This window comes from Chryseobacterium sp. KBW03 (genome assembly GCF_003852415.1).
Taxonomy (GTDB): Bacteria; Bacteroidota; Bacteroidia; order Flavobacteriales; family Weeksellaceae; genus Chryseobacterium; species Chryseobacterium viscerum.
Genome location: NZ_QAJO01000004.1, coordinates 172,483 through 187,991, shown reverse-complemented (window position 1 = coordinate 187,991; position 15,509 = coordinate 172,483). Strand labels below are relative to the sequence as shown.

The 15,509-nt window shown below is 36.2% G+C and carries 9 protein-coding genes; 8 read left to right on the top strand and 1 reads right to left on the bottom strand.

Annotated elements, in window-relative coordinates; all coding sequences use genetic code 11:
• Positions 1–2: 2 nt before the first annotated feature.
• A complete protein-coding gene (locus tag DBR39_RS08840; protein ID WP_124532321.1) occupies positions 3–1,316 on the bottom strand; it encodes a UDP-glucose dehydrogenase family protein in 1,314 nt (437 codons plus the stop codon).
• A gap of 215 nt (positions 1,317–1,531) precedes the next feature.
• Between DBR39_RS08840 and rimP the strand changes: the two genes are divergently transcribed.
• From rimP to bshC, 8 genes are all read left to right on the top strand, one after another.
• Complete coding sequence (rimP, locus tag DBR39_RS08835; RefSeq protein ID WP_103231878.1) at positions 1,532–1,999, top strand: ribosome assembly cofactor RimP; 468 nt, start codon at positions 1,532–1,534, stop codon at positions 1,997–1,999.
• A gap of 15 nt (positions 2,000–2,014) precedes the next feature.
• A complete protein-coding gene (nusA, locus tag DBR39_RS08830; RefSeq protein ID WP_103231872.1) occupies positions 2,015–3,250 on the top strand; it encodes a transcription termination factor NusA in 1,236 nt (411 codons plus the stop codon).
• 76 nt (positions 3,251–3,326) lie between these two features.
• Entirely contained in the window at positions 3,327–6,296 is a 2,970-nt protein-coding gene (infB, locus tag DBR39_RS08825; protein ID WP_124532319.1) for a translation initiation factor IF-2, read from the top strand.
• 305 nt (positions 6,297–6,601) lie between these two features.
• The gene (locus DBR39_RS08820) at positions 6,602–9,493 is read left to right on the top strand and encodes a SusC/RagA family TonB-linked outer membrane protein (protein WP_124532317.1); all 2,892 of its coding nucleotides are present in this window, start codon (positions 6,602–6,604) and stop codon (positions 9,491–9,493) included.
• A gap of 13 nt (positions 9,494–9,506) precedes the next feature.
• Positions 9,507–11,042, top strand: a complete 1,536-nt coding sequence (locus DBR39_RS08815; protein ID WP_124532315.1) for a RagB/SusD family nutrient uptake outer membrane protein — start codon at positions 9,507–9,509, stop codon at positions 11,040–11,042.
• A gap of 22 nt (positions 11,043–11,064) precedes the next feature.
• The gene (locus DBR39_RS08810) at positions 11,065–11,856 is read left to right on the top strand and encodes a DUF4843 domain-containing protein (RefSeq protein ID WP_124532313.1); all 792 of its coding nucleotides are present in this window, start codon (positions 11,065–11,067) and stop codon (positions 11,854–11,856) included.
• A gap of 92 nt (positions 11,857–11,948) precedes the next feature.
• A complete protein-coding gene (locus DBR39_RS08805; protein WP_124532311.1) occupies positions 11,949–13,886 on the top strand; it encodes a putative porin in 1,938 nt (645 codons plus the stop codon).
• Between the two features lie 12 nt (positions 13,887–13,898).
• Positions 13,899–15,485 carry a bacillithiol biosynthesis cysteine-adding enzyme BshC gene (gene bshC, locus DBR39_RS08800; protein WP_124532309.1) on the top strand — a complete coding sequence of 529 codons (1,587 nt, stop codon included), beginning with the start codon at positions 13,899–13,901 and terminating at the stop codon, positions 15,483–15,485.
• Positions 15,486–15,509 lie beyond the last annotated feature (24 nt).

The window sequence follows — 15,509 nt, the reverse complement described above, 5'->3', positions numbered from 1 at the left end:
ATTTATTTTGAGATGGTCTTTCTTCCTATACTTTTATAATGGAATCCGTTTTGTTCCGGGATTTCCAATGGATACATATTTCTGCCGTCAAAAATAACTTTGTTTTTCATCTTTTTTGCCATAAGCTCAAAGTTTGGGTTTTTAAATTCCGGCCATTCTGTAGCAATAAATAGTGCGTCCACATCTTCCAATGCATCATACATTCCTTTGGCATACTGTATTTTGTCGCCCAGAAGTTTCTGGACATTATTTTCTGCAACAGCATCATAGGCTACGATTTCTGCCCCTTTTTCTAGTAAAAGAGCGATGTTGTCCAAAGATGAAGCTTCTCTGATGTCGTCAGTATTCGCTTTGAAAGCAAGCCCCCACATCGCGATTTTCTTTCCTTTAATGTCTCCACCGAAATATTTTTCAATTTCCGAAACTAAAATTACTTTCTGGGTAGTATTTACATTTTCTGTGGCTTCAAGAATCTGGAAGTTGAAATCTTCCTGCTTTCCGGATTTTATAAGAGCTTTTACATCTTTTGGAAAACAGCTTCCTCCGTATCCTATTCCCGGGAATAGAAACCGGTGTCCGATTCTGTCATCACTCCCCATTCCCAGTCTTACCTTATCTACATCTGCACCTACTTTTTCACAGTAGTTGGCAATTTCGTTCATAAAGGTAATTTTTACCGCTAAAAATGAATTCGCCGCATATTTCGTAAGCTCCGAGGATTTTTCATCCATAAAGATGATCGGGATTCCGGTATTGGTAAAGGGCTGATATATTTTAGACATGATGTCTTTTGCTCTTTCGGAGCTGGCACCCACGACTACTCTTGAGGGATTCATAGAGTCTTCAACGGCAAAACCTTCTCTTAAAAATTCAGGATTTGAAACTACATCAAAAGGGAGGTTTGTTTTGGAAGAGATCGCTTCTCTTACCCTATCCGCAGTTCCTACAGGAACGGTGCTTTTATTAACAATAACTTTGTATTCTGTCATCAGCTCACCAATATTATTGGCAACCTGAAGCACATAAGATAAATCTGCAGAACCATCTTCACCAGGAGGTGTAGGCAGTGCCAGATAGATCACTTCGCTTTTGTCTAAGGCTTCTTTAAGGTTCGTAGTGAAAAATAATCTTTCAGATTGGATGTTTCTCAAAAACATTTCTTCAAGGTTCGGCTCATAGATGGGAACAATGCCGTTTTTTAGACCTTCTACTTTTTTTTCATCAATATCAACACAGTATACTGAATTGCCAAGTTCTGCGAGGGTAGTGCCTGTAACCAGCCCTACATAACCTGTTCCTACAATCGTTATATTCAAAATGTTTGTTTTTAAATTCTAAAGACAAAAGTAATAAAAATCCTGTGACATATTCCTTTAATTTATTGTAAATGAATCTGACGCTATTTGCTTGATACTTAAGATAATTTTGCATTTTTAGAAAAAAAGCGTATATTTGCATTGGATTTACGGAAAAAATGGGAAGGCTTCGCAAGAAAGCCTTTTTTCGTACTGTAAATCAAGATAAAAAATATATGGAGTTTAGACAAAGAATTGAAGAATTGTTAAATGAATTCCTTGAGACCAGAAAAGATATGTTTCTTATTGATCTTAAATTTTCTGCAGGGGATGATATTACAGTGATTTTAGATGGTGATAACGGAGTTTCTCTGCAGGATTGTCTTGATGCAAGCCGTGCGATAGAATTTAATATGGATCGTGAAGAGCATGACTTTAGCCTTCAGGTGATGTCTGCAGGATTGAGCGAGCCATTATCCACACCCAGACAGTTTGGTAAAAATATCGGAAGAGAGATTGAGGTGATGCTGGAGGATTCTTCCAAGATTGAAGGAGAATTGTCAAAAGTAGACGATGAGAAGATTACACTTATTTTACGTTACCGTAAACCGAAAGACATCGGGAAAGGGAAAGTAGATGTAGAAGAGGAGAAAGAGATTGCTTACTCTGAGATCAAAAAAGCATTAGTAATAATTAAATTTTAAAAGAAAAAAGAATAGATGGATAATATAGCGTTGATTGAATCCTTTGGTGATTTTAAAGACGAAAAGGGGATCAGTAAGATTGATCTTATGGCAATTATTGAAGATTCACTGAAAACTCTTTTGAGAAAAAGATTTGACTCAGATGATCATTTTGATGTGATTGTAAACCCGGATAAAGGAGATTTTCAGATATTTTTAAATAAAACAATTGTAGAGGACGAAATGTCTGAAGATGATGATTTGGAAATTGAAATTTCTGAAGCTAAGAAGATTGACCCTACTTTCGAAGTAGGTGAGGACTTTACAATGGAAATTCCTGTTGCGCAATTGGGAAGAAGAAATATTCTTACCCTTAAGCAGATTCTGGCTACAAAATTACAGGAGCACAATAATGCAATGCTGTACGAGCAGTTTAGAGATAAAATTGGAGAAATAGTTGTAGGGGAAATCCACCACATCCGTCATAAGCACGTGATTTTGTTGGATGATGAAGGAAATGAATTTATTTTACCAAAAGAAAACCAGATCCAATCCGATTTCTTTAAAAAGGGTGAGAATATCAGAGCTATTGTTGAGACAGTAGATTTTAAAGGTTCTAAACCACAGATTATTATTTCCAGAACTGCACCTAAATTCCTTGAGAAGTTATTGGAGCTGGAAATTCCTGAGATCCAGGATGGAACAATCATGCTGAAAAAAGTAGTGAGAATTCCTGGTGAAAAGGCGAAGATTGCAGTAGATGCTTATGATGATAGAATTGATCCTGTAGGAGCTTGTGTTGGGGTAAAAGGATCCAGAATTCATGGAGTTGTAAGAGAATTGAGAAATGAAAACATCGATGTTATTCAGTGGTCTAAAAACCCTGAGATTTTGGTGAAGAGAGCTTTAGGAAATGTTACCATCAATAAAATTGACATCAACGAGGAACAAAACTATGCATTAGTGTATACTCCTGTTGAAGAGATTTCTAAAGTAATTGGAAAACAAGGACAGAATATCAGACTGGCTTCTTGGTTGTCAGGATATGAGATTGATGTATACAGAGAGTCCAGCGAGGATGATGATGTTGAATTGAGAGAATTTAACGATGATATCGAGCAGTGGATTTTGGATGAGTTTAAGAAAGTAGGACTTACAACTGCAAAATCAGTATTGGATAAAGAAACTGAAAGTCTTCTTAATATGGTTGACCTTGAAGAAGAAACAATCGAAGATGTTAAGCGTATTCTAAGAGAAGAATTTGAAGATTAAAATTTTAAATAAATTTTAATAAACAGTAAAAAGGAAATACTTTAATTTTAAAAATTAAAAACAGTAAATAATATAGATGCCAAAAATTAGATTAAATAAAGCGGTTAAGGAATTCAATATTTCGATGTCCAGATTAGTAGAATTTTTACAATCAAGGGGGTTCGTGGTTGAAGGCAATCCTAACGCTCAATTGGAAGAATCGGCATATTCTGCATTGGAAGCTGAGTTTGCTAAGGATGGCGAACAACGAAAGGCTTCCCATGAGGTGGTGATCACTAAAGTTCCGGAAGAAAAACTGGAAATTGAAGAAAAGAAAACCCCTGAAGTGATAAGAGCTAAAGCAAATAAACCAGAAACTAGAATTTTAGGTAAAATAGATTTAGAACCTAAGAAGCCTGAAGTTGAAGAAGCTCCTGAAGCTCCTGTAACTCCTGTTGCGGCACCGGTTGAAGAAAAGAAAGACGAAATCGTGAAAGAAGAACAACCGGAAGTAAAAGCAGTTCCTGAAAAACAGGAATTCAAGGTTTTGGATAAAATTGATTTGTCTCAAATAGAATCTAGAAACAGACCTGTAAAAAAAGACAAGCCAAAAATGGAGGAGAAAAAAGAAGAAGTTAAACCTGTGGAACCAATAAAAGAAACTCCAAAACCAGCTGTTGTAGTGGAGAAGAAAGTGGAAGCTCCAAAAGTAGAAGCTGAACCTGAATCTCAGGAACCGCAAAAAATTGAGACAGTATATCAAAAACTAGACGGTCCTAAGATCGTTGGGGAAAAGATCGACTTAACTCAGTTTGCGCCAAAACCAGGTGCCGGAGCAAAAAAGAAAAGAAAGAGAATTGAAAAACCTGGCGGCCAGAATAACCAACAAGGCCAAGGGAATAATCAAAACTCAGGAAATAACAATAATAATAACCAAGGTGGACAAGGCCAAGGAAACCGACCTCAAGGTCAAGGTGGACAAGGTGGGAACCGCCAGGGTCAAGGAGGGCAAGGAAACAGACCTCCAGGTCAAGGTGGACAAGGTGGTGGAAACCGTTTTGGAAACAACAATAACCAAAACCGCCCAGGTGGTCAAGGTGGAGGATTCAAAAAAGGACCTCAGAACAATAGACCTGGACAAAGAGTTATGCCAGTTGAACTGACTGACGAACAAGTTAAGAATCAGATCAAGGAAACATTAGAGAAACTGACTAATAAAGGAGGTAAATCTAAGTCTGCAAAACACAGAAAAGACAAAAGAACTTACCGTAGAGAGCAGGATGAGCGTCAGCAAGAGCTTGAAGCACAAGACAGAACTCTAAAAGTTACAGAATTTATTACTGTAGGTGAATTAGCGAGCTTAATGAACGTTTCGCCAACAGAAGTGATTTCTGCATGTTTCTCACTTGGGGTAATGGTTACCATGAACCAAAGATTGGAAGCAGATACCTTATTATTGGTAGCAGATGAATTTGGTTATAAAATTGAATTCTCAGATGCTGATCTTGAAGAAAATGACAGCGAAGATATTATTGATTCTGAAGAAGATCTTGTATCAAGAGCTCCAATCGTAACAGTAATGGGTCACGTTGACCACGGTAAAACTTCATTGCTTGACTACATCAGAAAGACGAATGTAATTGCAGGAGAATCCGGAGGAATTACGCAGCATATTGGTGCTTACAATGTGAAACTTGAAAACGGACAAAGAATTACATTCTTAGATACCCCTGGTCACGAAGCGTTTACAGCGATGAGAGCCAGAGGTGCTCAAATTACGGATATTGCAATTATCGTAATTGCTGCCGATGATGATGTAATGCCTCAAACGAGAGAAGCAATTTCTCACGCACAGGCAGCTGGTGTACCAATGATTATTGCATTGAACAAAGTAGATAGGCCAAGTGCAAACCCTGACAATATCCGTCAGCAGCTTTCAGGGATGAATATCCTTGTAGAAGAATGGGGTGGAAATGTTCAGGCGCAGGAAATTTCTGCGAAATTTGGTAACAACATGGACGTTCTATTGGAGAAAGTATTACTTCAGGCAGAGATGCTTGATTTAAAAGCTAATCCTGATAGAAATGCTCAGGGAGTTGTTATTGAAGCTTCACTAGATAAGGGTAGAGGATATGTTGCCACAATGTTGGTACAGACTGGTACTCTGAAAGTAGGAGACTATGTGGTTGCAGGTAAAAACCATGGTAAGGTGAAAGCTATGCTTGATGAAAGAGGTAGAAACCTTATAGAAGCAGGCCCATCTATTCCAGTAACTATTTTAGGATTGGATGGAGCTCCTACAGCAGGTGATAAGTTTAAAGTATATGAAGATGAAAGTGAGGCTAAAACTATTGCTAATAAGAGAGAGCAGCTTCAGAGAGAACTTTCCATCAGAACTAAAAAGCATACTACACTTGAAGAATTAGGTAGAAGAATTGCTTTAGGTGATTTCAAAGAATTGAACATTATCCTTAAAGGGGACGTAGATGGTTCAGTTGAAGCATTATCAGATCAGTTACAGAGATTGTCTACTGCTGAGATTAACGTTAATATTCTTCACAAAGGAGTAGGACAGATTACCGAATCTGACGTTAACTTAGCTGCAGCTTCAGATGCAATTATTATTGGATTTAATGTAAGAGCTGGTGCCAATGCTAAAGACCTTGCTGATAGAGAGGAAATCGAGATCAGAAACTATTCTGTAATCTATGCCGCTATCGAAGAAGTGAAGGAAGCTATGGAAGGTATGCTTTCACCTGAGATTAAAGAACAGGTAATTGGTAATGTTGAGATCAGAGAAGTATTTAAAATTTCTAAGGTTGGAACAATTGCAGGATGTATGGTTCTTTCAGGAAAAGTAGCCAGAAGTTCAAAAGTAAGAGTTCTTAGAGATGGTATTGTTAAATTTGACGGTGAACTGGAAAGCTTGAAGCGTTTCAAAGATGATGTTAAAGAAGTAACAAAAGGCTACGAATGTGGTCTGAACCTAAAAGGTTATAATGATATTGAAATTGGCGATATTCTTGAAGTTTACGAAGAAGTAGCAGTTAAGAAGAAACTGAAATAAATATATCCTAAATATGTGAAAACCACTTTTTTATAAAGTGGTTTTTTTATTTTTTATACCCTGATAATTTATAATGATTCTAAATAATATTTTTTGAATTATTAATAATTTGTTAAATCGAATGTGTATAGTGGAAAAATTATTTTTTATTGAATAAAAGCTGTCTATCATTAATGAATCTTATTTGATTTGCGTAATTTTTAAATGAAACATTAAAAAAAACAGTAGATTAAACAATAGTTTAATTTGCGGATGTTAATATTTATTAACATATTTGCCCATTAAATATATTAAAATTTGTTAATATGAATGTTAAATTACGTGTACTGAGTGCTGGGGCGCTGTTTTTCTTTGGAGGAATGGTTATTGCGCAGCAGCAGACAACAACTAAGAAAAAAGACACGGTAAAAAAAGAAACATCAATTGATGAAGTAGTTTTGCTAGGTTACTCAAAAAGTATCACAAAACCTAAGTCAACTGTTGCTTCTAATACTGTTGGAGAGGTATTCTTCGAGAACAGACCAAATGTCAATATGTTAACTTCTTTACAAGGGTCAGCTCCAGGGGTGATCATGAACGGTGGTTCTGGTAGCCCGGGTTCTGCTAAGTTTAGCTTATTGATTCGTGGTACGAGTTCTGTTAATGGTAATACAGATGCCTTAATTGTTATCGATGATATTCCATCGAATGCTTCAGAATATAGAAACTTGAACCCTAATGATATAGAGTCAACGACTATTTTGAAGGATGCTGCAGCAACTGCCGTATATGGTAACCGTGGTGCTAACGGGGTTGTAGTTATCAGAACAAAAAGAGGTAAATATAACAGTGGATTTAAGCTTTCCTATACAGGGATGACGGGTATGTCACTAAGACCACTTGATAAATATAATCTTGCCAATACTGAACAGTATATGGGGATTATGAAATTATACGGATTCTCTGATACTAACTCAGAATATCTTAAGGCTAAAGATGCTTTAGCTCAAGGGATAAATACAGATTGGAAAAAACAATTCTTTAAGCCGGAGATGTTCCAGTCTCACGACGTTGCTCTTTCTACGGGTGGATCGAATGTGTCTTCTTATAACTCATTTGGTTATATGGAGCAAGGTGGAGCTGTTCCAACTACGGATTTCAAGAGATTTACGGTTAGATCAAACGTTCAGGCTAAATCTAAAGATAATAAGTTAAACGTTAATTCACAGCTTGCTCTTGCATTCTCAAGAAGAAACGAATTAGTAGAAGAAACGACTTCGGGAATTAGTAACAACTCTGTACAGAACCCACTTCTTGGAGTTCTTATGGGCTTACCATATTTGTCTCCGACTAAATACGCAAATGGGCAACAGCTATTTAACTCTATAGGTACCAATTTCAGTAATGGTAACAACATTTACGTATTACAAAACCTTCTAACAAGAGGGAATCTTCCAAATATGGTAGATCAGGTATCTATCGGTGCAAACTTGGGTGCTACTTATGCTATTAACAAAAACTTTACCATTGGTAATAAACTAGGTATTGATTACAGACAAAGTGATAGAGTATCTGGTAGAGCTCCTTGGTCATATTTGGCTTTAGCAACACAAGCAGGGGCTAAGTATACAGGTTCGGAAACTCAAACTACAACAAGAGACTTAACGATCAATAACGTAGTGTCTTTATTATATAGTGGGAAACTAGGTGAGCACTCTGTGGATGCATCTGTAAACATGGAGTATAATAAAGTAAATTATAGAGCTACTTCAAGAACACAAAACGGATTAGATCCAAGAACATATGTACCAGGTTCAGGTACAGGATATGTGCCTTTTGATAACACAGCGACATCTCCTTATATTCCTTCAGTAAGTGCTTCAAGAGTTACAGCAGGAACATTAGCTGTTTTTGGAACTGTTAACTATGATTATGCCGGAAGATTTGGTTTCAGTGGTACATTAAGAAGAGATGCTTCTTACCGATTTGTTGGAGAAAACAAATGGGCGACGTATTGGTCTGTAGCAGGTAGATGGAATATCGACCATGAGAGCTTTATGGAAGGATCTACATTCAGTACTCTTAAGCTAAGAGCTTCTTACGGAACAAATGGTAACCAGAATATTATTGCAGCAAACCCAGGTTCAAACCCCTTATTGACAGCTAGTAATGTTGTAAGAGATCTATATACTTCTCCTACAGGATACGGTAACGCTCTTGGTTTTGGTTTTGCTTACGGAAACCCGTTTATACAATGGGAAGATGTTGCTCAGGCCAACCTTGGATTAGACTTCACTTTGCTTAATAATAAATTGGAAGGTACTCTTGATGTGTACCAGAAGAAAACAACTAATCTATTCAGTACAATTCCAACTTCTGCTTCTTCAGGTTCTTATACTATTAATGGTAACAACGGATCAATGACTAACAAAGGTATTGAACTTGGATTACGTTATAATGTTATAAAAACTGACGATCTTACATTCAGTGTATTTGCGAATGGTGCTTATAACAACAATAAAGTTAATGAGTATCAGATTTTTGGTGATCCGGAACCGGGATCAACTGTTACCATGGCTGGTCATACCCTAAGTGAATGGTATGTTTACAAGTATGCCGGAGTTAACAAGAGTAATGGTAACCTGCTATTCTATTCTAAAGACGGAGGAGTTACAGAGGCTCCAAAAGTGGAAGATGCACAATTTATTGACGTGAGCCCTATTCCTAAGTATGCGGGAAGTTTTGGTTTCGAAACGAATTATAAAGGATTCTTCTTTGACGGATTATTTACATTCCAGCAAGGAGTTAAGAAATTCGATAATGCACTTTATTGGTTGGCAAACCCTGAAGGACTAGGCTCTAGTGCTGTTGGTTCTTCAAACATGTCAACAGATTTATTAAATGCATGGACTCCTCAGAATTCAAATTCTGATACTCCAAGCTTAAGAGCGACTAACTGGGGATATACAGCGGATTCTGACTATTTCCTTAAAGATGCTTCTTTCTTAAAAGTGAGATCCGTAACAATTGGATATCAGCTTAGAAAAGAGCAATTGCGGAACCTGCCTATTACAGGGCTTAGAATATATGTACAAGGGGAAAACCTTTATACGTGGACAAAATGGAGAGGTTTCGATCCTGAACCAATTACAGGAACTAATTTAGGTGTATATCCTAACCCGAGAATGTATACAGTAGGGGTGAAAATTGATTTCTAAAAAAATTATTAAAATGAAAAAAGTATTTTATATATTATCGTTTTTCTTAGTGCTGACGTCATGTAACGATGCGCTAGAAATTGTCCAAGATGGGGAGATTAATGATGCAAATGTTGCTTTTCAGTCAGTAGATGATATGCAGAAGTTTCTTAACGGAAGTGTGTATCCTGCAGTAAATCCAACAAATGAGATCTTTTTTACTTCTCTTTTCACAGATGAAGTTGGATACGGACCAAGCAGTGTAAGTACATCTGATATCTTAACACATAGATTCGTGCTTAACTCTACAACTAGCCAGGTTTCCGGGATTTGGGTGAGTAACTATAACATTATCAATAAAGTAAATATCCTTTTGAAAGGAAGTGCTTTGGTTAATTATAACTCATTGACTCCTGCTAATAAATCATTATACACGAATATCCTGGTAAATGCAAGAGCTATCAGAGCGTATGCTTATATTACTCTGGAATCGTACTTTTCTACAAATATGAAGGATCCTAATGCTTTAGGAGTAATGCTTAGCACTGAACAGGCAGATCCTTTTACTACAAAATTACCAAGAGTAAAGAACTCTGATATTTTTGCTTTGATTGAATCTGATTTGCAATATGCTCTTACGAACTATATTACCGGAGTTCCAGTTTCTACAGGGGTTTCTGCTCAACATTATTTTGATAAAAAAGCATCCATTAATGCGATTGCAGCAAGATATTATAACTATAAAGGTGATGATACCAATGCAAAAGCAAAAGCTAATGCGGTTATTAGTACCAGTACTTTAAGTTTAACATCATTTGCAGCATATACTACCGTTTGGAATGATACAGCCAGAGGTGAAGTCATCTGGTCTTTATACAGACCAAACAGTGCAACGGGTTCTTGGTCTAATATTGCAGGTCTTTGGACTACTAACACTACAGACATCGATGGTTCTGTAAACTACGATATGGGGAGAAAATTATTTGCACTTCTTGATACTCCAATTGGAAATCAGAATGACAGTCGCCGTCGTGATTTTGTAGATCCTACAAGTAAATTTGATGCATTCTATCCTAATGGAGCCAACGCAAGAGAAGATGATGTAATTGTAATTAACAAGTACCCAGGGAAAACTGGGAATCTTGCAAGTGCTACAATGCGTTTAAGAAATGACATCAAGATGTTCAGATTATCAGAAATGTATTTTATTTTAGCTGAAGTAGCGGCTCACCAAGGAAACTATGCAGTGGCTGCAGATAATATCAACAAAGTGAGAAAAGCAAGATCTGAAAACGGTGCTGCTCCGATGCCTTCTTATGCTGGAGCTCAGCAAGCATATGCTGATATTCTTTTAGAAAGAAGAAAAGAATTATGCTTAGAAGGTCACCGTTATGTAGACTTAAAAAGAATGGGGGTTGCTGCTGGAGTAGGTGTAGACAGAGATGTTTATGATGATGACAACAAGTCATTACCGCTTACATTGCCTGCTAGTGATTATAGATTTACATTGCCAATTCCATTGAATGAGCTTAATGCAAATCCTAATATCCAACAAAACCCGGGTTATTAATTTTTAATAATATAAAGAGATTATGAAAAAAATTGCATTTTTAATATTGTCATTCTTTGTTTTTTTCCTAAACAGTTGTAAAGATGAAACCGCGGTTTACGAAGGAGATTCTTATTTACACTTTAATAAGGGAACAAGAGGAGAAGCTATTGTGACAGAGGGAACAGGTTCTCAAATTGTAGATGTTGAATTTGGAACAGTTCATCCATTATCTGGTTCAGCACAGGTGAAATTGGTAGTTGATCCTAGTACTTCAACAGCTGTAGAAGGAGTAGATTTTCAGATTGTAAATCAAAACTTAACAGTTAATGCTGGTCAAATCAGCGCAAAATTTCAGGTTAAACTTCTTGAATCAGGAGCTACAGTAAAACCTAGAGTCATTACGTTTAAATTACAGTCTTCATCAGTGGCTAATGCAACATTTGATCAGACTTATGTTTTAACATATACTAAAGCATGTCTTTTCACTATTGCACCATTTACAGGAATATATAAAGTTAAAGTTGACTCATGGAAAGATTACTCAGTAGATGATGAGGTTCCTGTTCAGCAAGGGCCTGCTGCTAATCAATTCAAGATATTATCGACTAACAACCCTGCTCTTTTGAATGCAGCTACATCTTATATGCTTGTAACGGTTGCAAATGATGGTTCGGTTGTAGTTACTTCTAATCAGCCTTTTAACTATGGAGGAACAGATATCTTTGCTGTAACTGGTACAGGTAAAGTTAATTTCTGTACTGGAGATATAGATATTACCAGCCTTGCTTTTGGAAGCAATACAGGATATAAATTTAGCTTATCGAAAAACTAAAATTTTTCTAAGAAAAATATATCAAACCCCACATTTATTGTGGGGTTTTTTATGTCCTTTTATTTCTTATTTTTGCTGTACAATAATGAATAATGAAGTACATCCTTTTCATACTCTTCTCTTTAAGTTTTGTAGCCAACGCTCAGGTTGTTAATAAGGCCGGTAACAAGCCTCAACCTAAAAAAGAAGATACTCTTGTTATAGATTCCGGGAAAAAAGATTCCCTGAAAATTTTCAAACCTACTATTAATGATTACCTGTATCAGACTCAGTTTTCTGAAAAGAAAGTTTTTGATACCGTAATGACTTTTGATAAAACGTACATATTTTCACAGCAGAATAATGAAGATAACTTTGGGAGAGTACAGCCTGCCAACATTGGCTCAGGATTCAATCCTCTTGTATTTGAAGTCAATGATGAGCAGAATCTTTCTTTGCTGCCCTCCAACAAATCTTATATGATCATTGGAGCGAATGATGTGAAATACTATGATGTAAAAACACCTACCGCGACATTTGTTTATCATAACGCAATGAGAAACGGGGCTGCTTTAAGATCAACTTATACCCAAAATATTGGAAAAAGATTCAATTTTGCTCTTGAATATATGGGACTTCGTTCTCAGGGACTTTACAGAAACTCATTGTCCGCGAATAACAATACTTTATTCTCTGGACACTATGTTTCAAAAAGCGGAAACTATGAACTCTTTGCTCATTATCTTCACCAAAATATAAACAATCAGGAAAGCGGTGGGATTACTGAGGATAACCTGTTTCAGAGTGGTGATAGCAATTATAGTAACAGACAAAATGCACAGGTAAATCTAGCCTCTTCAAGCTCACAATTTGCGTACAGGAGATATTATCTGAGCCATCAGTTTACACCGTTCAACTCAGGGAAATTCCCTTTCAGTATCAGACATATTATTTCTCATCAGGGGAATAAATATTATTACAACCAGACAGCATTGGAGCCTTATTGGTATGCTGCACCTACAGAATTGGTTAATGGTTTCCCGCTGACAACAAAAAAATATTCCGAAAATTTAAGCAATACAGTAAGTTTGATTTTTAATAATGAAAAATTTAAACTGGATGCTGGAGTACGTTATCAGATGATTAAATTAGGAATCAGAGATGTTGTTGCTCTTAATGGCGTACCTTTTCCTGGCGAGCTTAAAGAAAGCAGAATCGGAGCCGTAGGAAATCTACAGGTAAAACTTTGGGATAAAATTCAATTGAACTCATTCCTGGAATTTTCAAACGGAAGCCAATTTAAAAGCTATCTTAAAACAACCAATAATCTGAAATTTGAACCTATTAAAGATTATTTTGTTAATGCTAAAGTGAATTTCCAAAGTGCATATCCTTCCTTTAATTATTTATTGAATACATCCGTTTACAATAATTTCAATTATTATCTTGAAAATGCAAAGAACCAATCTGTAATGGAAATAGGAGGAAGTGTCAATCTGAAATGGTTTAAAACAGAAATTTTCGCCAACTATTTCAGAATCGATAACTATACTTATTTTGACAGCAACAGAGCTCCAAAGCAAAGTGATAATTCTGTGAATATCTCTCAAATCGGAGGTGATGCTACATTCAGCTTCAATAAATTTCATTTGAATACAAGAGTGCACTTCCAGAATACTTTAACCAATAAAGAATTACTTCCTATGCCGAGTTTCATCGGTAGAGCCAATTTCTTCTACCAGACACAAGCATTCAAAAAAGCAGCTGAAATTCAGGCGGGAGTTAAAATATACTACTTCTCTAAATTTGCATCAAGAGATTATTTCCCTGTTCTGAACGAATATATTCTTCCCAGAGCAGACTCATTTTCAATTGGAGGACAGCCTATCGCCGATATCTACATTAATATGAAAGTGAAAAAGATGTTCTTTTTCATAGAAGGTCAGCAGATAGGAACGGTTATTTCCAATAACAAAGCATATGCATTTCCACATTATCCGGTATATGATTTCAGATTGAACATCGGGATCGTGTGGTATTTGTTCAACTAAAAACGATACAGGTTGAAAACAATTAATAAAATATCATTTAACGATATAGAAAGCATTCCTCAGCTGGTAAAAGATTTTTTACAGCAGAAAATTGAGGGTTTTGAAAATAATACATTTTCCTTAGATCATTTCAGACAACAGATACATCTGAAAAAAGATTCCTTCTCATCAGAGCAAAGAAATACTCTATCTGATGTATTCGAAGGGCAGCTTTCAGACCTTTCCCTTTCTTCAAAACAAAGAGAAAATTTGGAGAACCTTAAACTGCCGAATACATTTACCATTACAACCGGACATCAGCTGAACCTGTTTTCGGGACCTGTATTCTTTGTGTATAAAATTCTTCAGACCATAAAGACATGTACCTATCTGAAAGAAAATTTCCCTGATTTTAATTTTGTTCCGGTCTATTGGATGGCTTCAGAAGATCATGATTTTGCTGAGATCAACCATTTTAAAACCGAAAATAATTATTACGAAACCAATGAAAAATCCGGAGGACCGGTAGGAAGAATTGATATCACTGACACCTATTTTATCTCTGAATTTGAAAAAGAATTCAAAGACTCTATTTTCGGAACCGAGTTGATCTTAATGATGAAGGAAGCTTATAAAGTAGGAAATACTTTAACTGAAGCGATAAAGATTCTTGTCAACCGGCTTTTCTCAGAATTTGGACTCCTGATTCTGGATGGAGACTCTAAGGAGCTTAAGAATCAGATGAAGGATGTTTTTAAAGATGAACTTCTTCATTTCAGTTTACAGAAAACGTCTAAGAATAAAGTGGATTTTCTCACTGAAAAGTATGGAAAAGTTCAGGTAAATCCTCGTGAGATCAATCTTTTCTATCTTTCAGAAACCAGAGACAGAATTGAATTCAACGGACAGAAATATATTATTGTAGATAAAACGATTCAGTTTACAGAAGAACAGATACTGGCTGAGTTGGAAAACAACCCTGAAAGATTCAGTCCAAATGCTTTAATGCGTCCGGTGTATCAGGAAAGTGTGCTGCCAAACCTGGCATATATCGGCGGAAATGCCGAAATCATGTACTGGCTGGAACTTAAAGACTATTTTTCGAAAATTGCGATTCCTTTCCCTATCCTGATTCCGAGAAACTCTATGCTTTTCCTGAAAGAAAAAACCTTAGGAAAGATTGATAAATTGGATCTTAAAATAGAGGACTTTTTCCGGAATTTCACAGTATTGACGAATCAGAAGATTTTAAAAGACAATCCGATTTTACATTTACTGGACGAAAAAGAAGAGGTATTGATAAGCAGCTTTTCAGCGTTGAAAGCTTCAGCAGAAACTACTGAAAAATCTTTTGGGAATATGGTGAAAGCAGAAGAAGTACGGCAGTTGAAATCGTTCAAAAGAATGAAAAAACGTCTGCTTCATGCCGAGAAAATAAAACAGAATGAATTACTGGAAAGACTTGAAAAATTGTTTTTAGATGTTCACCCGGCTAAAACCTGGCAGGAGAGAGTGTATAACTTTAGTGTATTCTTTTCAGATTATGGCTATTCATGGCTTGAAAATTGTTTGGAAGAAATGGTGGTTCAAGATTCCAAATTAATAATTGTTGCCATTTAATTTTAAAGAAGTATTTTTGTAAAT